We start from the raw sequence: 21149 nt of genomic DNA on the forward strand, positions 1-21149 counted from the left end.
AATATCTAAGTTATGATTCATTGTCACCTACAATTTCCGCTTTTTGATCCATACACCCAACATAGCTAGAAAAGTACATACTATAGTAGCGATAATGCTGAATACTTGTACTGTTGTTTCTAAAGAGCGATCGCTTTTAGCTTGTTCTATTTCCACTATACCACGAATCGAGTTTATAGCCTGGTCTAATAACTTTCTCCTGACGGTTTACTCCGTTTTAAACAAAAGTCTACTATTTCTGGAGTATCAATAAGAGACTTAGAAGTGTTACCAGCGCGAATGTAGAGTTCTAATTTTTTATCTTTACCTTTCATTAAGACGATTTCATCTGACTTTCTGACATCAACTGCACAAACTATTTTACTATCTATTGTCTCAAATCGAATTGTAACTAATGACATAAAATTAGCACTAATGTACGTACAAATCAGGTGTACAATTGTCTGCTCAAATTGATCTAAAGAACCTTTAGAAAGAATAGCTAAATCTTGCTCTAAACCAAAAATATTACCATCATCTTCAACTCCAATAATTAAAGTTCCTCCTTCAGAATTAAGAAAAGCAGCAATAGTTTTCAGGACACTAAATCTCAAATCCTCATTTTTACGATTTTGTTTAACATCCCATTGCAAAGTGCTTTTATATTCTAATTTTGGACTTTCTGGTAATTTTATCAGGTGAGAAATTGGTTGTAAATTACCTATTTTTCTAATAGTAGTTAAAAACCGTCTTAATTTTCGTTCCTCAAGTAATTTGTTGAGGGTATCTTCATTATCTGCTGTTTCAATCACAGTTTTATTAATGACTGCAATATATTTACCCCAATAGTCTTTTTCTAAAATTTCCAGATTTTCAGTTATCCATTGTTCATTGTGGACATTACCCCAACGATTAAAATAGGTAATAGCTTCTTGAATAGAATAATGGACAGCATCAAAAACATTACCCTCCATATTTTTAGAAATATAGTCCCATGCTCCTAATTTAAACGCATTCCGGCAATCTACCACAGTGTCGTTAGCAGTGAGGATAATCACTACTGATGAAAGATTACGTGCTTTTACCTCTTCCACAATCGCAAATCCACTGTTATCTTGCTCCATTCGCATATCAGAAATTATGACATCAAAAGGATTACATAACTTTTCTGTTGCTTCAACTACACTAGAAGCAGTCTCAATATGACGATAACCAAAATCATTTAACCACTCTACAAGTTCACGGAGGTAACGAGGAGTATCTTCTACTAATAGCAAATGAATATTTTCTGTTTGCATAATTTTATAGGTTTCAGAGATTTAAAAACGACATAAAGCAAATTATACCATATTCCTAGTATAACCTGATAGTGTGACTGATATCAAATTTCACGAAATTAACTATTTTCGCTTTTTGTATAAGGAATATAGATTTTAAATTTAGCTCCTTTCCATCCAGTTTCTTGGATGTATCCGTTCATCTGTGTTAATGTTTTGCGAATAATAAATAATCCTAAACCGCTACCATGACCTTCACTAGCGGTAGTTTTTAAAGGTTGAAATATCCAATCTTTTTTATCTGGGGGAACTCCTTGACCATTATCATTAAACTCAATTAATAAATATTTTTGCTCACCTGGAATATTAGCACCACGAACTCCCGGAGGATTGATAATATCCTCTGTAGATATGGAGATGTTTAAATCTAGTTTTTTAGCATTGTGTTTGAGAGAATTTTCTACTAACTCATTTAAAATACTTTTGATCTTTTCTTCATCACCATTAAACTCTGAATCACCATTGTTAATATCCAGAGTAATAGAAGCATTATCAATATGAGGATTAGCTTCCCATTTTTCAAAGAGTTTTTTGATTTTAAAGTGATGATTTTTAATTTTAATCCCTTCATTAATAGCTTTGAGATCATTAAGAGCAATTTGAGTAAATTCTAGTTGTGTTAATAGTTTCTCAAATTGCTTGTAGTGAGGATCATCAACAGCAAGTTTTCTCATAGCACGTCTAGTTTTAGACTCAATAATTGCTAACTGATTATTAACAAAATCAGAAATATCATGAGCAGTTTTGGAAATAATTGCTAGAATTTGCTCATATTGATCATTAGAAATAGTGGCAATTTGGGATTTTTCCAATCCTCGACGACGGTTAACTTCTTCAAGTACATCCTCAATATCATTAATAATACCTGTAAGCAGGGGATATTCTGTTTGAGAAAAACGCAAAATCCGGTAAGCAATCCCTTTGAGAATGCTAATTTCATTAGCAATTTTATGATAAATCGCTCGATTTAGTATTTCGGTGTCATTCACACCACTTTGGTAATCAGATTTAACCATTTTAAAATATTCTTCTTCACTTAAATTCAGCGTCAACATCTCCAGTGCTTGAGAATAGCGTGGCGATTCCTCAGCAATTTGTTGTAACATCTTAACAGCAATTTCATTATAAGGATTATGAGCGAAGATACTTCTAGCACTAGATAATAATGATTTTTCTATATCATCTGAGTTAGCAATTGCTAAGTTAAAATATTTATTTCCCTGTTCTTGCAATTTAAGACCATAGTAAAGTCTTCCTAAATTGATATGAATAACATTTACATAATATTGCGGTAGGCTATCAAAATCTATTGCTTCAAGTTGAGATATGGCATCTCTGTATTTACATAACTCCTCTAGACATTTAGCGTATATAAAAGATATATAATTATCAGACTTTATTTGTAAATATCGCTCAAAAATCTCACAAGCTTTTTCATAATTTCCAGATTTTGCTAATGCTTCTCCATACCTAGTTAATGTTATTAAATCATTAGGCTTGATTTGTAAAGAATGTTCAAGAATCTTACAAGCTTTCTCATAATTTCCAAATTCTGCTAATGCTTTTCCATAGCTAGTTAATGCTATGATATTATCGGGATTAATTTGTAAAGAACTTTCAAAAATCTCACAAGCTTTCTCATAATTTCCAGATTCTGCTAATGCTTTTCCATAGCTAGTTAATGCTATGATATTATCGGGATTAATTTGTAAAGAACTTTCAAAAATCTCAAATGCTTTTTCATAATTACCCGATTTTGCTAATGCTTGTCCATAGCTATTTAATACGGTTGTATTAGTAGAGTTGATTTGCAAAGCTTGCTCAAAAATCCCAAACGCTTTCTCATAATTTCCAGATTCTGCTAATGCTTTTCCATAGCTAGTTAATGCTATGATATTATCGGGATTAATTTGTAAAGAACTTTCAAAAATCTCACAAGCTTTTTCGTGTCTTCCTGCTTTAGATAATCCGTTTCCATAGCTAGTTAAAGTAATAATATTATCAGGTTGAAGCTGTAATGACCGTTCAAATAATTTAAATGCTTTATTATATTGTCCATTTTTTGATAATACGTTTCCATGTTTGCTGAGAATAATAGCATTTTGACAATTCCTCAATAAATCGTCAGCCTTGCTAATTAAAAATTGGATATCATCATTATTAATCATAGTTTATTTTTTAAATTTAAAGGAATCCAGGGAATTTATTCCCTGTATCAAAGCCAAAGTCGGTTAAAACTGACTAGAATCTAGTCTAATTTACTGAAGGAACATTTAACAATCACATCCTGTAAATCCTGAAATCCTGGACATCCTGATTCAGACAATTATTCCCAAAAGTCCACATTTAACATTGCTTCAATATCACAACTAAACGGCCACGTATCAGGAAACTCACACTGTGGATAACCATTGCGGACAATTTTCAGAGCATCTGCATAAACTTCATCAAATACTTGGCTAAAATAAGGCTTGAGACTAGGTGAATTTTTGAGTAACTTTCTGATTCCAATTCTTTGTTTAATGATTGATTCTACCCACCCACGATAACAATCAGGGATCTGCACATAATTCCGCTTGAGAATGTGTTCTAAAAGTTCTGCTAACCGATTTTCAAGTTCACGTTGATCTGAGCGCCCCAAGTCCTCTATCTCTTCTATCAAATTATCAATATCTAGTCCTTCTATATCTCTATTCCGTAATTTGTGGACAATATCTTCAATCCAGAGTAAATAGTCTTGCTCATACAAAGATACTGCAATTGGTGTCTGTGTCATTGCTGTAAACCCTCTAAATGACCTAATTTCATTTTAAGTGACATCATTTGTAATCTTCGACAATCAACCTGTAAACTAGCAAAATCAAGACAATTTAAACTCTTTTAACATTTTGCTTATTCCAAGCATATTCACTGAGTATAGCATATAGTGATCAATCAAATCCTGTAAATCCTCAAATCCTGGATATCCTGATTCTGACAATTGCTAGTTTATAATTAATCTAAATGTAACTTTTCCATTTACCAAGGAGGAATAAACAATGAAAGGATGGGAAACTTTAGATGCTATAGAAAGACAACCTGATAAAGTCAGTGGTGCATGGGTATTTCGAGGAACAAGAGTTCCCGTTACTGCATTATTTGAAAATTTACGTGATGGTGCAACCGTAGATGAGTTTTTGGAGTGGTTTCCCCCTGTACAAAGATCACAAGTTGAAGCTGTACTTAATTATGAGCTTGAAACATTAGCTGCTTAAATATATTGTCTGAATCAGGATGTCCAGGATTAAAGGATTTACAGGATAAAAACAGGGATTTGACCCCCAATGCTTATGAAGAAGCATGGTCTAATTTATCAAATGGAGATTTACTAAAAGCTGCTGAAAATAAAGGATATCAAATACTTGTTACCACAGATCAGAATTTACGTTATCAACAGAATTTGAGTGAACGTCAAATTGCAATTGTTGTTTTACTATCAACTTCATGGCCAAAAATTAGAACACAAGTTGATCAGGTTTGCTCTATTATCAATACAATTGAATTGGGTGATTATCAAGAAATTTCTATAATCTAAAAATCCTGATCCTGAAAATCCTTAAATCCTGGACGTTATCTCGACTTACTTAGGCAAGCTCAGTACAAGCTTAACTAAAGTTAATATTATTAGGCGATCGCCTATCTAGTCAAATCAAATATCATCAGGACAGATACCTAATGCTCTTAAATAAACCACTAACTTCCCCTATTGCTACTCACAGTTTAATAGTATCGGGTTTTCATGCCTTATCAGATCCCATTAGAATCAGTGTTATAGAACTTCTGCGTCAGCGTGAACTCTGTGTATGTGACTTATGTGATGCTTTAGAAATAAATCAATCAAAACTTTCTTTTCATCTCAAAACCCTCAAAGAAGCAAGTCTAGTAAATTCCCGTCAACAAGGACGCTGGATTTATTACAGCTTGAATATTTCCCAATTTCAGGTTCTAGAAACATATTTAGCAGAGTTTCGTCTGAATTATGGGGTTTTAACTCCTCGTTCCTGTTGTGAGTAGCGGGGAATTAGACTCGGTACAAATTTGTTCTAAGTAGGGCTTGCTGAAAAAGTTTTCTCGTTCCCATACTCTGTATGGGAATGAATTACAGAAGGCTCTGCCTTCAAGGTTATAGTAGAGGCAGAGCCTCTTGATAGCATTCCCAGTCTCTGACTGGGAACGAGATAACGAGATGACTAGATAGAACAAATCCCTGCAATCTTGAAAGACTACAGAGATTTGTTTTTTTATTCATTTGGTGGCGGGAAGTGGATTTGAACCACTGACCTTCGGGTTATGAGCCCGACGAGCTACCAGGCTGCTCTATCCCGCGTCGCTTTTGTCGTTTTCCTCTCGACTTCTTTAATATAACGCAAAGTCAAAAGTTTGTCAACTATAAAAGCGATAATTCTCCAACTACTTCCAAACGCTTGTATTTCCCCAGGTTCATGAACTTCTCGGCCAGACTTTGGGCTATGCTGGGGGTAATCCAACCCATTTGTTGGAGGAGGTGAATAGCTACGGCGTATTTAGCGCGTTTTGAGCCATCCATTACCTTAATAGCTAATCCCATACCCTCCCCAAGTCTGCTAATACACTGCACACCTTCTGCACCGGATTTACTAACTAATTCGCTGGGAGTTAAGCGCATCAGTTCTGTGTCAAATTCTCCTTCACCAGCCACCATGGTGGGATGATGGTTCATAGCGCGAACGATGCGTTCCATATCCACGCTATTGCTAGAAGCTAATACAGCATATAAAGAGGCCATTTGACTGAGTTGCATCAGGTATGTAGGTGCGCCGCAGTCATCATGGGCTGTGAGAAATTCTTCTGCTGGCATTCGCAGCAATTCTGCTACTTTGGTGATAATTAACTGCTGGACTGGGTGTTTTCGATCCAAATAGTTAGTTAACGGCCAATGGCGTTGTTGACAAACCGCTAACATTCCTGCGTGTTTACCAGAGCAGTTATATTCTAAACGACTGCTTTTACTTTGGGGGATTGGGCATTGTATAACATTTGCGTCAATATCTGCCCGCCACAAAATATTAAATACCTGTCTTACCTGTTCTATGCTGCCTTTATGGGAACTGGTGATAATGGCTAAGTCTTTGTCACTCAAACCATAGCGTTCTAATGTGCCTGTGCTAGTGACAGCCAGGGCTTGAAATGGTTTGAGAGCAGAACGGACAAATGCAGCAGTTTCAGCGTTACCGGCCACAGAAAGAACCCGTCCCCGGTCGTCGCTAACTACAGCCTGGACTAGATGCCGAGATTCAATAATACCTTCCCGCAGTAACCGGACTTCCAGGGCTGCGGCTTGAGTTCGTTTTCCCATTGTCATGGGTTTATATCTACTTTGTGAATTGTCAGTGATCAGTGGTCAGTGGTTGGTTGTCGGTGGTCAGTTGTTTTACTAATAACTAATAAATAATAACTAACGACCAATAACTATTTACAGGAAATGCCAAACTATAGTTCCCACAAGATACATGAGAGCCAATGCGGCAAAGGTAATTTGCAAGCGTTGGAAAATGGGTTTAATTTCGTAGGTAACAATTAAGCGATCGCGGGTAATGACTGCTTGGGGTTTTGTCCAAGTTTGCCCGTCGTACCAACCAGATTCTTCATAGAATACAGTGGTGCTGTACAGGCGATCGCGCACATAGAACCAACCTAAATACAACCTGATTAAGACTAGCACTACAGTAACACTAGCAGCGCCAGATCCACAAAGCAGAAAATTAAAAATCTGCTTTTGGGGAGGAAAGCTGGCCGCTGCCACAGGTCCTGCTATCAACCAAGACCAAGCCCAAATCCAAAAGATTTTTTTGGTGTAGTTGCTCCAGCTTAAGGTACTATCTCGAAATAGCCAGGCGTTTTTTAATTCCTCATACTCATTGAGTGGTTGTTGTTCTGTAGGAACTGGGCAATTCTCCAGAGAGGAGCGCATCATATCGGTTAACCCCCAACATCATCGGAGTTTGGCATGAAAATACGTTCCGCGTGTCCCCAGAACGCTTCTAAATTATAAAACTCCCGTTCCCTTGGCATCATGATATGGACGATGACATCACCATAATCTTGTAGTATCCATGTTCCTTCCGCTTTTCCTTCTGTGGTGCGGGGTCGTCGTTGCCACTCAATTTCCACTTGTCCTTCTACTGCGTCAGCGATCGCTCTCACCTGTACTTTAGAGTAACCGGTCATGATCACAAAGTAATCAGACAGGTAAGAAATATTTGCCAGGTTTAGCAATATAATTTCTCCGGCTTTACGCTCATAACCAGCTTCAGCAATAGTTAGAGCTAAATTTTTACTTGTAGTTTCTGTGTCAGTTTTAGGTTCGATCACAGCTTTCTTTGTCAATGGAAAATTTCCTCTTAAAGATTCAGTCATTCAACCTCTTGTGCTTTTTCCTTTTGCAGTTACTTGGTCTACTTATGTAACTTACTGACAATTTACACTCTCAGAACTTTTAAATACTGAGACTCTTCATCGCTACTGTCAATGAGTCATCCTGTAACTAACAAATAACTGAACTAGAATTGTGTGAATGGGTTTTTTCTGAATAGTAACATATTCTACAGTTAACTTTATGCCTGAATCGCTTTAGTCTCTATTTATCATTTTCTGGTACTTTGTCCTAGTTTTTGGCTGATTCTTGTTAAATTTTCCTATTTAATCGCTTTAGTAGCTGATTTATTTTACTTAAATATGATTTTATCAGATACTAACTATTGAGATTCATACCTGGGGTGGCAGCATGAAACCCAACCTCTCAAAAATGGCGAAGATATTGTGTGAGATACTATTAGACAAAAATAAGCCCAAGCCGATTTACGACTTGGGTAAATAAAATGAATTTTGTGCAATCACGTCCAGGGTATAACGAAATAAATTATACAAAGTATGAGTGGCATTTGGGTAGGTTAGAGTCGGGATAAAGGACAAAAACAGGACGGAAGAAATCAAATGCAGCGGATTTTGGCAGCAAGATTAAACAGCCCCACTGTTTTTATGAAATAAAATGGTGATAGTTTTAAGAATCAACTTTAAATCGTAAACTAAGCTCCAGTTTTTTTGATATTGTAAATCTAAACGAATCACGTCTTCAAAACTACGGACTTGAGAACGTCCCTTAACTTGCCATTCACCAGTCATACCAGGTTTAACGTCTAAACGTTGCCATTCTGGTACTTCGTAGCGTTCCACCTCATCAGGTGTAGGTGGTCGAGTTCCTACTAGACTCATTTCACCTTTGAGAACGTTCCAAAATTGCGGTAATTCATCGAGACTGGTACGACGTAACAGCTTACCTACTTTGGTAATTCTGGGGTCATGATCATTTTTAAAGAAAGCGCCTTCCACTTGATTTTTGATTTGGGATTTTTTAGCTTCCGCATCTACGCACATAGACCGAAATTTCCAAATAGCAAAGCGTTTACCCATCCAACCACAACGGGTTTGCTTAAAGAAAATTGGACCGGGATCGTCAATTTTAATAGCGATCGCTATGGGTATAAAGAAAATAGATGTAATTACTAACCCAACCAATGATCCCAGAATATCAATGGCCCGTTTCATCCAAGAAGCCACGGAAGGATGAGTTTGCGGAAGTGAATCTACTTTTCGAGAATTATTTTGATAATTTCCCGTATTTATCAGATTGTCGTTTGCTATTGCCTCTAAGTTATCAAGAGACTCAATGGGAAATACCTGATCTAGTCCTGTCAGATTCAAGACTGCCATGACTTGGGGAGTGATATGACGCAGTGTCATGATAATTCCCTTTTCCTGGGAATTTTTGAAGTTACTGACTAGAGAACCTAAACCACTACTATCCATAAAGGTAGTATTTTGAAAATCAATGAAAATTTGCCGAGGTGGTGAATCTGCTTGAATTAGGTTTTGGCAAGTTTGCTTAAAACTGATAGCTTCAAGCACGGTTAACCTCGCTGGTACTTGCAAGATTGCTACATCTTCAAGGTAAGTAACTAAAAATTCTACTGGTATGGTTTGGCTACTCATGAAGCTCTGCACTTTAGTTGCCATCTAAAATCTCATTAAATGTGATTTGGTCTTAAAAAAACAATTAACCCGATTTTTAATCTGTATGATGAATCATAAGTAAGTAGATTTTTAAAGATCAGCGGGAAGATCACTAATCAAGCTTCACAATAGAAGAAACTGACAAAATTCTTGCTGTTGTAAATAGGTGAATCCTTCCCTTACTTCATATCATCATGACTACTAAAAATAAAGTTAACTCGACTGCACGCCTAATTGAAGTCTTTTCTGCCATTCAAGGCGAGGGGCTGAATGTGGGGACGCGTCAGATTTTTATCCGGTTTGCTTTTTGTGATCTGCGTTGTTATTTTTGCGATAGCGCCCACACCTGGAATGCACCCCCTAGCTGCCAAATTGAGTCTTACCCCGGATTACGAGATTTTGAAGTTCATCCAAATCCCGTTGCATCATCTACATTGTTGGCATGGATTGCCAGACAAAATCTACCTTTCGTCCACGATAGCATTAGCTTGACTGGAGGAGAGCCTTTGCTTCATGCACAATTTTTGGCGGAATTTTTGCCCGCATTGCGATCGCTGACTAGTTTACCGATTTATCTGGAAACCGGCGGACATCGCCCAGAAAATTTGGCAATAATTCTCCCCTATTTAGACTCTGTGGGCATGGATTTGAAACTACCCAGTGTCAGCGGTGAAACTTATTGGCCAGAACACACAAAATTTCTTCAGTTATGCTCTAACTCTAAGTTAGAAGTATTTGTAAAAATAATTGTTTCCCAAAGTACAGTTGTTCAGGAGTTAGAACGGGCGGCTTTGTTAGTTGCCCAAGTCAATGAGGATATTCCGGTATTTTTACAACCTGTTACCCCTTTAGCTGTTGCCTCTTTAGCTGCTCAAGAATTTAGTTCTGTGGTCATGGTAGCACCAACTCCAGACCAGGTTTTAGAATGGCAAGTTTTGATGAAGAGATTTGTTAAACAAGTGCGTGTGATTCCCCAAACTCATAAAATGTTGCATCAAATGTAGAATTTAAAAAGTTTTCATCAAGAAAAGAATAAAATTTATTGATTCTATAAAACTGTGACCAAGTAATTCAATATTTTTGGGGTTGGGGGTTGCCCACCCCGCTAACTGCTTGTGATTTTACAGTTCACCAGTTTCGCCATTCCTAGATTTAGATTTAGCTTTGTTAGCGCTGCGTTTAAGAGCAGAAAGTCTAGCTTCATATCGAGAACGCTGACGCTTGCTAGGAGTGTTTTCAACCAAGGTTTTTAAGGCACTACCAAGACTTTTATAAGCGTTAGGTAAACTATAACCAAAGCGGGTTGCCAGAGCGATCGCTTTTTCGTCAGCATCTAGCAATTCTTTAATTTGTTTGTCCCCATTATTTTTTTGGTATAGTCGCCAACCGGAAACGCCACATAGAGCTAAAGCTAATACTAGTAATAATCCATCTTGTACCCACAATTCACCCACCGCACCACCTAAACCAATGGCCAGTGCGGCCATTTCCCAGCCATCTTTAGGAATGGTGTCATTTTGAACACGAGCCACTTCGTGCCAAAACAGCAAATTCCGCTGATCCATTGCCAGAGCATCCCATTTTACCAAGTCAATTTGAATTTCTACTTGGTCTTTGCCGATTTCTTCGCAACGAATCAGAGATGGATTAACCTCAGTTGTGCCTTCAACCGTTACCCAACTTTGTAATTCTGGCGGTAGTAAACTTTTTAACCGCCGAATTTCACTCATTTCCGCTTTAGCAGAGGAGGTTGCATAGGATGTCATAAAAATCCAGCCCTAGGAAATTTCTTTTTTGTATATGATTAGGTTATCACTTTCCAGTTTAGCGATTTCAGTAGTTATCCTCTGATTCATCGGTAAAACTACCTCGCTTTTTCCGCGCTTCCATAGCTTTTTCTAGGAGTTCTAATAATCCAGGAGCTTGTTCTTGAATACTCAACAATAATCTTTCTCCCAAGTCTATATTTCCCGGATCTTCTCCTGTTTCCATTACTTCCTGCAAACGCGGCACAGCAATGCTATCCACAATTTGGATTAATCCGCTCAGACAACGGTTAAATTGTCTTTCGGTGAGCATGGAGTCCTCTAGGGGAAATTCAATAATAGCGCGGATTTCACCATCGGAGGGATCATATTCCCATTGCAGCATTTTGGTTTCCCAAGAAATAGCCAGCATGGTTTGCAGGATGGCGTTTTTGTGGGGATGGTCTTTCACTTCCGCTAAAACTTGAGGCGCAAATAACCGGAAAAATCTCCCTTCTTCGTCCAATTGAACAACTATCAGGAAATCCTCTAGGTTTTGAGCTTCAACACCTGTAATAATCCGGTCTTCTTCTTCATCAAAACGGTATTGCCAACCAAGATTATCTAGATACTTGGCTATCTGTTTGAGATTTGCTGCCATAAAAGCCTCGTAAGGAACAGTCGGGAGGCTGTCACCAAAATTATTGTAACCTGGTAGGAGCATTTACTCAATTGGTACATTCAGTCGTTTGGTGTGAAAAATTGTGATGATGACAAGGAAAGAAAGGAAAAAAAGGAATTTTCCGAGATAATTGAGTTTTTTGTGTCTTTCTACTTCATTTTTGCCCAACTCGGTCAATATAACTGGATTCAAAAATCTTCTGTTGAGTTTTAGTTGCAAAACTTAACACAGTTATCAGTCAAGTCTTTTTTCCATCTGTATCCGCACTTTGGTAGACTTAAAAACTGAAATAGCTAAAAAAAACGTACTTGACAAGTAATTTAGAGGGCAGACTCCGTGGAAAATACTCTTGGGTTAGAAATTATAGAAGTAGTTGAGCAAGCTGCGATCGCTTCTTCAAAATGGATGGGTAAGGGCGAAAAAAACATTGCTGACCAAGTAGCTGTGGAAGCTATGCGCGAACGGATGAATAAAATCCATATGCGCGGTCGCATTGTCATCGGTGAAGGTGAACGGGACGAAGCTCCTATGCTTTACATTGGTGAAGAAGTGGGTATCTGTACCAGACCAGATGCCGACAATTTCTGTAATGTTAATGAACTAGTAGAAATTGACATCGCTGTTGACCCCTGCGAAGGTACTAACCTGGTTGCTTATGGTCAAAATGGCTCTATGGCAGTTTTGGCAATTTCTGAAAAAGGCGGTTTATTTGCTGCTCCTGACTTCTACATGAAGAAACTGGCAGCGCCCGCTGCCGCTAGAGGTCATGTTGATATTAACAAATCCGCTACGGAAAACCTGAAAATCCTTTCTGAATGCCTAAACCGGGCTGTGGAAGAATTAGTAGTTGTTGTTATGGACCGTCCCCGTCATAAAGAACTAATTCAAGAAATCCGCACCGCTGGTGCCAGAGTTAGACTGATCAGCGATGGTGACGTTTCTGCTGCTATCTGTTGCGCTTTTGCTGGTACTAATATTCATGCGTTAATGGGTATCGGTGCTGCTCCCGAAGGTGTGATTTCAGCTGCGGCTTTACGTTGCTTGGGTGGACACTTCCAAGGACAATTAATCTACGATCCAGAAGTTGTCCAAACTGGTTTAATTGGTGAAAGCAGAGAAGGTAATCTAGCCCGTTTAAATGAAATGGGTATTACTGATGGTGACAAGGTTTATAACGCTAATGAATTAGCTTCTGGTGAAACGGTGTTATTCGCCGGTTGCGGTATCACTCCTGGGACTCTGATGGATGGTGTGCGTTTCTTCCACGGTGGCGCTAGAACCCAAAGCTTGGTTATTTCCAGTCAATCTAAAACCGCTCGCTTTGTGGATACAGTTCACTTGTGGCAAGAACCCAAGACTATCCAACTACGATAATCATTGGTGATTTGTGATAGGTAATTGGTGATTGGGAAAAAACTCTTACCAATTACCTGTTACCCATGACCCATGACCTATTACCTATTACTTATTACCTATTACCTATTACCTATTACCTATTACCCATTTAAGAAATGAATATTGCCGTGGTGGGGTTAAGCCATAAAACAGCCCCAATAGAAGTTAGAGAAAAATTAAGTATTCCCGAAACTCAAATCGAAGGAGCGATCGCTCATCTTCTCAGTTATGCTCATATTGATGAGGTTGCTATTCTCAGCACTTGTAACCGCTTAGAAATTTATATTGTCAGTAACGAAACTACTCAAGGGATTCACGAAGTTACTCAGTTTCTTTCTGAACATAGTAAACTACCTATAGTCTCTCTGCGTCATCATCTGTTTATATTGCTCCATGGTGATGCTGTAACACATATTTTACGGGTTGCATCTGGTTTAGATAGTCTCGTCTTAGGTGAAGGTCAAATTTTAGCTCAAGTTAAACATACTCATAAACTCGGACAGCAATTTAATGGCATCAAAACCATTTTAAATCGGTTATTTAAACAAGCCCTCACCGCCGGTAAACGAGTTCGTACGGAAACTAGTATTGGTACTGGTGCTGTTTCCATCAGTTCAGCAGCAGTAGAATTAGCGCAGATGAAGGTAAAAAATTTATCTAATTATCGCGTGTCTATTCTGGGTGCTGGGAAAATGTCCAGGTTACTTGTACAACACCTGATTTCTAAAGGTGCAAGTCAAATTAGTATTGTTAATCGTTCCCGTGGTAGGGCTGAAGAACTAGCAAATTTGTTCCCAGAACAACCTATACAAATCCATTTGCTGCCAGAGATGATGTCAGTTATTGCCGAAAGTAATATAGTATTTACTAGCACGTCATCAACAGAACCTATTCTTAATCGGGCTAAGTTAGAAATGGTACTAGAACCAAATCAACAATTAATGTTATTTGATATTTCCGTACCTAGAAACGTAGATGCAGATGTTAATGATTTAGCCAATGTTAAAGCCTTTAATGTTGATGACTTGAAAGCCGTTGTCGCGCAAAATTATGAAAGTCGCCGCCAAATGGCGCAAGAAGCTGAGAAGATATTAAACGAGGAAGTAGGGGCTTTTGAAGTGTGGTGGCGGAGTTTAGAAACTGTTTCTACAATCAGTTCTTTACGCAATAAAGTAGAGACTATCCGCGAACAAGAATTAGAAAAAGCTTTATCGCGCTTGGGTTCAGAATTTAGCGAAAAACATCAAGAAATCATTGAAGCTTTAACACGGGGAATAGTTAATAAAATTTTGCATGATCCCATGGTGCAATTACGCGCCCAGGAAGATGTAGAAGCGAGAAGACGATGTATGCAAACTCTACAAATGTTATTTAATTTGGACGCAGAGGAGCAATTTAGCTGAAATTGGCAAAAAATAGGGAAAAATGATGCCATTGCGGCTAAAAATCCCTGTTTTGCTTTGGCCTTGGCTTTGATACTTTTGGTTATGGCAGAAACAGAGCTTGTTTTGCCATAATATTCAAACATAAGGCTTATTTGTTATACTTAGCAAGCTTTATAAAATTTTATTAGGAGTATTTTTTGTGAAAGTTGTGTAAGTCCTATTAAAATCTGTTACCGATAAAATACAAAAGTGCCATTCGTACTGCCACACCGCTAGTTACCTGAGATTGAATTAAACTAAATTCAGGATCATCCATTAAATCAGAACTAATTTCTACACCACGATTAACAGGTCCTGGATGTAAAACTTTAACGTCAGGTTGACAAAGTTTTAATTTAGGGCGAGTAATACCAAATAATTGATGATATTCTCTTAAACTAGGTAATAAATTGGCTGTCATGCGTTCTTTTTGTAAACGTAAAGTCATGACAAAATCAGCATTTTCTAAAGCTGGTTCTAGTTGCCAATGGGTAAATAAATTATGGGAATTTTCGTGAACACCCAAATATTCAGCAAAGAATTTAGGTAATAATGTGGGGGGTGCTGCTAAATGCACTTGCGCCCCACTAGCAATTAAACTCCAAATATTAGAACGGGCGACACGGGAATGTAAAATATCTCCAACAATAGCAATTTTCTTGCCTTTTAATAATTCGATTCTTGGTTGTGCCGGATCAATTAAATTACAAATAGTAAATAAATCGAGTAATCCCTGAGATGGATGTTCGTGTTGTCCATCACCAGCATTAAGAACGCTAACTTTTACACCTAAACGATCCATTTCTTGGGCTATACTCAGAGGTACTCCGGCATCTTTATGGCGGATTACCATAATATCAGTTCCCATTGCTAAATAGGTTTTTGCCGTATCTAAAATAGTTTCTCCCTTAGTCATGGAAGATGTGGAAGCAGCAAAGTTGAGAGTATCTGCACTTAATCGTTTAGCCGCTATTTCAAAACTACTGCGGGTGCGGGTAGAGGGTTCAAAAAATAAATTTGCTACCACCTGTCCCTGTAAGGTGGGGACTTTCTTTGTCCTTCGTGATAGTACCTCTTGAAATGAAGCCGCAGTTTGTAAGACGGCGTTATATTCAGCCGTTGTAAAGTCCGCAAGTGTGAGAATATGATGACGATTCCAGGTAGTTGTAGGCATTTAGATTTTAGATTTTAGATTTTGGATTTTGGATTTGAGATTTTGGGTTATTAGATTTTGGATTTTAGATTTTGGATTTTAGATTTTTGGTTATTAGATAATTGGTAATAATGAAAATAATATATACAATTACCAATTACCAATTACCAATTACCAATTACCAATTACCCATTACCAATTACCAATCTTTTAAGATTGTAAATGAAATATATTTAAAGCCATAGAAACCATACTGAGAAAGGTTAAAAAACCGATGGTATCTAACATGGTTGTGACTAACGGACCACTCATTAAAGCCGGATCTAATTTCCACCGCTTTAAGGCCATGGGTAACAAAGTTCCCAAAGTCACAGCCACCATTGTATTAGTGGCCATGACTGCCCCTGCAATTAAAGCTACCCATTTTTCTTGGGGTTTAGCCCAAATTAGGGAAAGGGCAATCATTGTTATTCCTAATGCTAGGGCTGTTCCTAAACCGGCTAACAGTTCTTTACGGAGGATTTTCCAGGTATCTTCAGGTGTAACGTCTCCTACGCCTAAACTACGAATAGTTACGGTAAGAGCTTGTATACCGACAGTGCCACCAGTATTAGAAAATATGGGCATAATCACGGCCAGGACTGGTACAGCAGCAATCACAGATTGAAAAGGAGCGATCGCACTGGCCGCGCCAATGTATAATCCCATAATCCCCAATAACCAAGGCAACCGTTTGCGAATGGTGATGTGTGGGGCAGATAAGGCTTCTTCGTCACCACTGACCCCTGCCAATTTTTGGATATCTTCTGTAGCTTCTTCTTCTAAAATATCTACTACATCATCAATCGTAATAATACCGACTAATCTATCTTCCCTATCAACCACAGGCATGGCGATTAAGTCGTAACGCTGCATAATCCGGGCGACTTCTTCCTGGGGTGTTTCTGTTCTGACTTTGACAACGTGAGGGCTGGCAATATCTTTAATTAAAACATCGGGAAAGGTAAATAACAGTTGACGCAAAGAAACTACACTCACTAATTTGCGGTTATCATCGGTGACATAGGCGTAGTAAATTGTTTCCTTGTCTTCGTCTTGCAGGCGGATTTTACTGAGGGCTTCACCCACCGTTAAGCCTCGCCGCAAGCGGACATATTCCGTGGTCATTACCCGCCCTGCTGTCCCCTCTGGATAGCCGAGAATCGTTGACGTGGCTTGTCTTTGTTCCGGGCTGAGTTGTTGTAATAGTCGTTTAACTACTCCCGCTGGTAGTTCATCAAATAATTCCGCCCGTTCGTCGGGACTCATTTCTTCCACCAGGTGGACTACCTGGGCATCGTGGAGAGAGTTGATTAGTTCTTCCTGTACTTCTGTGGGTAAATATTCAAAGACATCTATGGCTTGGTCTTTGTTGAGTAGCCGAAAAGCGATCGCCCTTTGTTTTTCTGGCAATTGGCTGATATAGTCTCCCACATCTACAGGTTGTAGACAATTCAAATCACATTTAAGCTGATTTAAGTCAGCAATATCTAAGGAAGTACGAATTTCCTGGGTCAGCATAATAGACATCTCCTAAAGTCTCCCCCGCGCTGGGAGACTGCCTCGCCAGCTTAGAGGAGGGTACTACTGCCATCTGTTGGACTTTTGTCCATAACCTCTCGTGAAATTTAATATAAACACTGAAATCAAATAGCACTGCTAATTGATGGGTTTAGCCTGGAATTTGATTTCCCGATAGACGCTGTTTAACATTTTAAGGGTAAGTTGTCACTTGTACAAGTGGTGACAGCAAATTATGGGTAAAGACTGGGAAGAAATCAAAATTATCCAATCTTTACCCCAGATGTCTACCCGGTGGACAGGTTTAGGAGCGCAACGTTCAATAACTTGCTTAACTTCTTCTGGTATTTGACATTTGGTGATAACTTTGTAAATCCCTATCTAGTGACCAGATAAATACTTCACTCATAGGGAAGCGTTGACACGATTTATGAAATTCTTGAATGATGTTGAGATCACCAAAGCTTGTTCCTTCTTGCTTATCAAGAGCTTTATTTTTGCCTGCCAGATCTGGGAATTGGTCAATCCACGATAATATTTCTTTTGTATCTGGAAATGCTGTAGGCCGCCAGGGTGCGTCTCCGTTGAATGCAGCCTTAACTTGTTCAACAAAATGGATAGCTGTTTTTCTTCGGATTGTACCGTCACCGTTCTGGGCAATGTGGTTGCCCGTTTCCAGTATTGTCGCCATAGGTAACAGAAAAGTGCAGCCTAACTCAATATACTCCTGAAAATTTTGCATCACTGATTCGTTATGCTCATTACAGCGGGGAACATTAAGTATATTGAGGAATACGCTAGTATCAATCAAGCAGATACTACTCATAGCTGTACTCCTGCAAGCGAGACAGCCAGGCCAGAGCTTGCTGTTTTCTGTCTTCCGGTGTGTGCGGTGACTTAACAAATCTATCCACTACCCCAGTAGTTACCAGTTGTCCCAATGGTCCTTGTAATATTAGACTAGAGTAATCTTCCATATCTCTAAGCCTAACAAGGCGGCTATTTCCTTTATTCCTGCCTTGTGGATCTCGGAAACAAAAGACTACATCACCTAAAGCAACATCAGGTAAGGCATCCATTAAAGCTGGGTTATGGGTAGAAAGCAATACTCGTAATTTACGCCTCTCGGCAATATCTCGAATGCTGGCCAGTAGATGTTTAGCACGGTTGGGATGAACACCGTTGTCAATTTCTTCAATTACTACTAAACTACCTTGAGTAGCCGATAGCATAGCAGCAGCGATCGCTAACACTCGTAATGTACCATCTGATAATAATGCTGCTTCATAATAGCGACGGTTATCGCCAAAAGTTTCTGCTAGTCGCACCATAACCTCATCCCTAGGACCAATCAGGAAATCTAGCCCATCTATAGCCTGTTCTGGTAAACTCTGGATGAAATTGAGAATGGTCTGTTGATTTTCAGGTTGGTTTTGCCATAAACGATATAAAACGCTAGAAAGATTTTTACCATCTTCTTGTAATCGCTGATCTGATTTGAAACTGTACTCGCGCATTTTGGCGGGAATAGGATCTAAAAACAGAATATTCTGTAAGACTCGTTGATATTCGCGGACAGTCTCAGGAATTATTTTTTGGGATTTTTCATATTTGACATCAAAACGCCCAGGGCTATCTAATTGCATAAATATAGCCATTTGATCACTGCAAGTTATTTTTGGCTTGTTTTGACCCCTTGTAAAGTTGTTATAGGCCACACCAACATCAGTATTTATGCCCTGGGAAGGTTGATCTAATTCATATAAGGGGACTGTATTTATTGAGTCAGTAATGCGCTCACTACTGATGTGTAGTTCTCCATCACGCACGCTCAGAGTTATATTTAATTCATTCCATTCAGGTATATCTAATCGGCAACCAATGGTAAAACTTGATTGTCCATGACAACATAAATCATTGACTCGACCACGCACCACTGCCTCGGCACTATTCACAGCATATTGAATACTAGAGAGTTTTTGTCCTTGTGCCAGCCATGACAGCAAGCGCAAACCTTCCAGGGCGTTACTTTTACCAGCGGCATTTGCACCTATTAAAACAGTCAAAGCTCCTAAAGGTAAGCGGCTTGTGTTATAACTTTTGAAGTTAGCGAGGGTAAATTCGATTAGCATGGGAATTATCTGACAGTAATTTTAATTTATTTCTTCAAAAACTTTTGTCGCATCTTAATTACAAAACTATTCACCTCTGGAATATTCATTCTCGAAGCAATAAGAGAAAATACACCAATTCCCACCAAAGCAGATATAGATAATTCTATGAATAAAGTAATTAAATTTGGTTTACCCAAAACTTGACGAGAAACTATTAAAGCTCCAAAACTAGCTAGACCCGATATAATACTACCACCAGTTAAACTCAAAATAGGGATACACCATTCCCGCCAAGGTAAACCATTAAGTTTGCGGTTTAGCAAAAATAACAACATCAACATGGAACCACAATTAACGCCAACTGTAGCCAAAACTAAACCCGGTGCGCCAAAAGGTTCAACTAATAAGAAATCTAGTACAGCATTAAGAAAAATATTAAATGTACTAATTTTAAAAGGTGTTTGTCCATCACCCAAAGCATAAAATACCCTGACTAAAACATCACGCCCTAGATAGACAAACATCCCAATTCCATAGGCAACTAATAAAGAAGATACTAACTGAGTTGCTTCTTGTTTAAATGCTCCCCGTTGATAAACTATCTGGACAATTGGCTCAGATAAAGATACCATTAAAGCCCCTAAAGGTAGCATGGTGACAGCAGTTAGTAAAAGTCCTTGCCGAATGCGTAATTTTAGTTCTGGCCAATTGTCTGGGTGAGAAAGTTTAGCAAATGTTGGTAATAAAGGCAGTAAAATAATATTAGAAATAATTCCCAAAGGAGTTTGTACTAAAAGATTAGCATAGGTAAAACCTGCTGCTGCACCGGCAATAGGACTGGCAAAATAAAGGTCAGTGGCGACATTTATGGGCATCATTCCTGATGATATGGTGGCTGGAGTCATGATTTTAATTACTTCTTGAACACCAGGAGATTTAAAATCAAATCTTAGCCGTAATGTCCCTAATCCTAACCGCCATTGGACAATTAATTGCACTAACCATTGCAAAATTCCTCCCGCTAAAGTTCCCCAGGCTAATATCATGCCACCGATGAAAGCATATTCAGGATTAATAATTTGTTTACCATATTCTAGAACTAAAATACCGATACCGATAATAACGGTTATACTGGATAATAACGGACTAATTGATAATAACCAATATTGATTAGCTGCATTTAAAGTCCCAAAACCAATCCCAATTAAGCCCGCAAATAAGGACAGAGGGGACATAATTTGGATTTGACGGATGGCGATCGCTCTTGTAGTCGCTTCTAAGCCATGACCAACTAAATCAATAATTAACTCAGCGCAGAATATTTGGGCAATTGTCACTACTAGCAACAACCCACCCACAAGAGTTGTTACTGTTTCTACTATAGGTGCTGCTGCTTCTTTTTTATGTTTAGATAAAACACTGACAATGGCACTATGTAAAGGTCCGTTGACACCACCCAGTAAGATCAAAAGAAAACCGGGGATAATATAGGCATAACTATAAGCGGTAGCTGCAGCACCGACACCGAAAGCCGCAGCGATTATTTGTTGTCTAATTAAACCAAATACCTTACTAATTAATGTTGCTGCGGCAACAATACCAGCAATTCCAGCGAAAGAACGGGCGGGTTTTTTTTCTTGTTGTGTCACGAATATCAGTGGTCAGTGGTTAG

General features: G+C 38.5%; 21 protein-coding genes and 1 tRNA gene. 6 read left to right on the forward strand and 16 right to left on the reverse strand.

Features of this window, described 5'->3' with window-relative positions; all coding sequences use genetic code 11:
* Positions 1–27: 27 nt before the first annotated feature.
* The 4 genes from FFO06_RS22290 to FFO06_RS08870 all read right to left on the reverse strand — a co-directional run bounded on the left by FFO06_RS22290 (position 28) and on the right by FFO06_RS08870 (position 4092).
* A complete protein-coding gene (locus tag FFO06_RS22290) occupies positions 28–156 on the reverse strand; it encodes a hypothetical protein (protein WP_255501571.1) in 129 nt (42 codons plus the stop codon).
* A 29-nt stretch (positions 157–185) separates the two neighbouring features.
* Positions 186–1277, reverse strand: coding sequence for an RNA-binding domain-containing protein (locus FFO06_RS08860; protein WP_137907712.1), 1092 nt, complete (start codon positions 1275–1277; stop codon positions 186–188).
* Positions 1278–1375: 98 nt separating this feature from the next.
* Entirely contained in the window at positions 1376–3484 is a 2109-nt protein-coding gene (locus tag FFO06_RS08865; RefSeq protein ID WP_137907713.1) for a tetratricopeptide repeat protein, read from the reverse strand.
* A 158-nt stretch (positions 3485–3642) separates the two neighbouring features.
* A complete protein-coding gene (locus tag FFO06_RS08870; RefSeq protein WP_137907714.1) occupies positions 3643–4092 on the reverse strand; it encodes a DUF29 domain-containing protein in 450 nt (149 codons plus the stop codon).
* A 262-nt stretch (positions 4093–4354) separates the two neighbouring features.
* Between FFO06_RS08870 and FFO06_RS08875 the strand changes: the two genes are divergently transcribed.
* From FFO06_RS08875 to FFO06_RS08885, 3 genes are all read left to right on the forward strand, one after another.
* On the forward strand, positions 4355–4570 hold the full coding sequence (locus FFO06_RS08875; RefSeq protein WP_028082672.1) for a DUF433 domain-containing protein: 216 nt from the start codon (positions 4355–4357) through the stop codon (positions 4568–4570).
* A 5-nt stretch (positions 4571–4575) separates the two neighbouring features.
* Positions 4576–4890 (forward strand): hypothetical protein, encoded by a 315-nt coding sequence (locus tag FFO06_RS08880; RefSeq protein WP_071604923.1) that lies wholly within the window; start codon positions 4576–4578, stop codon positions 4888–4890.
* 140 nt (positions 4891–5030) lie between these two features.
* Entirely contained in the window at positions 5031–5369 is a 339-nt protein-coding gene (locus FFO06_RS08885; RefSeq protein WP_137907715.1) for an ArsR/SmtB family transcription factor, read from the forward strand.
* A gap of 236 nt (positions 5370–5605) precedes the next feature.
* Here FFO06_RS08885 and FFO06_RS08890 read toward each other — a convergent pair.
* From FFO06_RS08890 to FFO06_RS08910, 5 genes are all read right to left on the reverse strand, one after another.
* Positions 5606–5682: transfer RNA gene (locus tag FFO06_RS08890), tRNA-Met, on the reverse strand.
* A 60-nt stretch (positions 5683–5742) separates the two neighbouring features.
* Entirely contained in the window at positions 5743–6696 is a 954-nt protein-coding gene (locus FFO06_RS08895) for an asparaginase (protein ID WP_137907716.1), read from the reverse strand.
* 111 nt (positions 6697–6807) lie between these two features.
* A complete protein-coding gene (locus FFO06_RS08900; protein ID WP_137907717.1) occupies positions 6808–7308 on the reverse strand; it encodes a CGLD27 family protein in 501 nt (166 codons plus the stop codon).
* A gap of 5 nt (positions 7309–7313) precedes the next feature.
* On the reverse strand, positions 7314–7751 hold the full coding sequence (gene rsfS / locus FFO06_RS08905; protein ID WP_028089786.1) for a ribosome silencing factor: 438 nt from the start codon (positions 7749–7751) through the stop codon (positions 7314–7316).
* A 600-nt stretch (positions 7752–8351) separates the two neighbouring features.
* A complete protein-coding gene (locus tag FFO06_RS08910) occupies positions 8352–9407 on the reverse strand; it encodes a sugar transferase (protein WP_137907718.1) in 1056 nt (351 codons plus the stop codon).
* 191 nt (positions 9408–9598) lie between these two features.
* Between FFO06_RS08910 and FFO06_RS08915 the strand changes: the two genes are divergently transcribed.
* Entirely contained in the window at positions 9599–10408 is an 810-nt protein-coding gene (locus tag FFO06_RS08915) for a 7-carboxy-7-deazaguanine synthase QueE (RefSeq protein ID WP_137907719.1), read from the forward strand.
* Between the two features lie 117 nt (positions 10409–10525).
* Here FFO06_RS08915 and FFO06_RS08920 read toward each other — a convergent pair whose 3' ends face one another.
* Both FFO06_RS08920 and FFO06_RS08925 read right to left on the reverse strand, forming a co-directional pair.
* On the reverse strand, positions 10526–11170 hold the full coding sequence (locus tag FFO06_RS08920) for a DUF3318 domain-containing protein (RefSeq protein ID WP_137907720.1): 645 nt from the start codon (positions 11168–11170) through the stop codon (positions 10526–10528).
* A gap of 67 nt (positions 11171–11237) precedes the next feature.
* Positions 11238–11810 (reverse strand): type III secretion system chaperone family protein, encoded by a 573-nt coding sequence (locus FFO06_RS08925; protein ID WP_137907735.1) that lies wholly within the window; start codon positions 11808–11810, stop codon positions 11238–11240.
* Between the two features lie 357 nt (positions 11811–12167).
* Between FFO06_RS08925 and glpX the strand changes: the two genes are divergently transcribed.
* Positions 12168–13205 (forward strand): class II fructose-bisphosphatase, encoded by a 1038-nt coding sequence (glpX, locus tag FFO06_RS08930; RefSeq protein WP_137907721.1) that lies wholly within the window; start codon positions 12168–12170, stop codon positions 13203–13205.
* 137 nt (positions 13206–13342) lie between these two features.
* Entirely contained in the window at positions 13343–14629 is a 1287-nt protein-coding gene (locus tag FFO06_RS08935) for a glutamyl-tRNA reductase (RefSeq protein WP_137907722.1), read from the forward strand.
* Between the two features lie 202 nt (positions 14630–14831).
* On the opposite strand, the gene FFO06_RS08940 is transcribed toward FFO06_RS08935, so the two are convergent.
* The 5 genes from FFO06_RS08940 to murJ form a co-directional block, all read right to left on the reverse strand.
* A complete protein-coding gene (locus tag FFO06_RS08940; protein ID WP_137907723.1) occupies positions 14832–15824 on the reverse strand; it encodes an aspartate carbamoyltransferase catalytic subunit in 993 nt (330 codons plus the stop codon).
* A gap of 189 nt (positions 15825–16013) precedes the next feature.
* Positions 16014–17363, reverse strand: coding sequence for a magnesium transporter (gene mgtE, locus FFO06_RS08945; RefSeq protein ID WP_137907724.1), 1350 nt, complete (start codon positions 17361–17363; stop codon positions 16014–16016).
* A 331-nt stretch (positions 17364–17694) separates the two neighbouring features.
* Complete coding sequence (locus FFO06_RS08950) at positions 17695–18105, reverse strand: hypothetical protein (RefSeq protein WP_236097110.1); 411 nt, start codon at positions 18103–18105, stop codon at positions 17695–17697.
* 76 nt (positions 18106–18181) lie between these two features.
* A complete protein-coding gene (locus FFO06_RS08955; protein ID WP_236097111.1) occupies positions 18182–19495 on the reverse strand; it encodes an AAA family ATPase in 1314 nt (437 codons plus the stop codon).
* Between the two features lie 26 nt (positions 19496–19521).
* Entirely contained in the window at positions 19522–21126 is a 1605-nt protein-coding gene (gene murJ / locus FFO06_RS08960; protein WP_137907727.1) for a murein biosynthesis integral membrane protein MurJ, read from the reverse strand.
* Between the last annotated feature and the right edge of the window lie 23 nt (positions 21127–21149).

Source organism: Dolichospermum planctonicum, from assembly GCF_005402965.1.
Classification (GTDB): Bacteria; Cyanobacteriota; Cyanobacteriia; order Cyanobacteriales; family Nostocaceae; genus Dolichospermum; species Dolichospermum planctonicum.

Coding starts and splice junctions, on each gene's coding strand:
- FFO06_RS08915 (WP_137907719.1), top strand. CDS start 9,599: ATGACTACTAAAAATAAAGTTAACTCGACTGCACGCCTAATTGAAGTC.
- FFO06_RS08940 (WP_137907723.1), bottom strand. CDS start 15,824: ATGCCTACAACTACCTGGAATCGTCATCATATTCTCACACTTGCGGAC.
- FFO06_RS08860 (WP_137907712.1), bottom strand. CDS start 1,277: ATGCAAACAGAAAATATTCATTTGCTATTAGTAGAAGATACTCCTCGT.
- FFO06_RS08895 (WP_137907716.1), bottom strand. CDS start 6,696: ATGACAATGGGAAAACGAACTCAAGCCGCAGCCCTGGAAGTCCGGTTA.
- FFO06_RS08885 (WP_137907715.1), top strand. CDS start 5,031: ATGCTCTTAAATAAACCACTAACTTCCCCTATTGCTACTCACAGTTTA.
- FFO06_RS08875 (WP_028082672.1), top strand. CDS start 4,355: ATGAAAGGATGGGAAACTTTAGATGCTATAGAAAGACAACCTGATAAA.
- FFO06_RS08955 (WP_236097111.1), bottom strand. CDS start 19,495: ATGCTAATCGAATTTACCCTCGCTAACTTCAAAAGTTATAACACAAGC.
- FFO06_RS08920 (WP_137907720.1), bottom strand. CDS start 11,170: ATGACATCCTATGCAACCTCCTCTGCTAAAGCGGAAATGAGTGAAATT.
- FFO06_RS08865 (WP_137907713.1), bottom strand. CDS start 3,484: ATGATTAATAATGATGATATCCAATTTTTAATTAGCAAGGCTGACGAT.
- FFO06_RS08935 (WP_137907722.1), top strand. CDS start 13,343: ATGAATATTGCCGTGGTGGGGTTAAGCCATAAAACAGCCCCAATAGAA.
- FFO06_RS08910 (WP_137907718.1), bottom strand. CDS start 9,407: ATGGCAACTAAAGTGCAGAGCTTCATGAGTAGCCAAACCATACCAGTA.
- FFO06_RS08925 (WP_137907735.1), bottom strand. CDS start 11,810: ATGGCAGCAAATCTCAAACAGATAGCCAAGTATCTAGATAATCTTGGT.
- FFO06_RS08950 (WP_236097110.1), bottom strand. CDS start 18,105: ATGCAAAATTTTCAGGAGTATATTGAGTTAGGCTGCACTTTTCTGTTA.
- FFO06_RS08900 (WP_137907717.1), bottom strand. CDS start 7,308: ATGATGCGCTCCTCTCTGGAGAATTGCCCAGTTCCTACAGAACAACAA.
- FFO06_RS08870 (WP_137907714.1), bottom strand. CDS start 4,092: ATGACACAGACACCAATTGCAGTATCTTTGTATGAGCAAGACTATTTA.
- mgtE (WP_137907724.1), bottom strand. CDS start 17,363: ATGCTGACCCAGGAAATTCGTACTTCCTTAGATATTGCTGACTTAAAT.
- rsfS (WP_028089786.1), bottom strand. CDS start 7,751: ATGACTGAATCTTTAAGAGGAAATTTTCCATTGACAAAGAAAGCTGTG.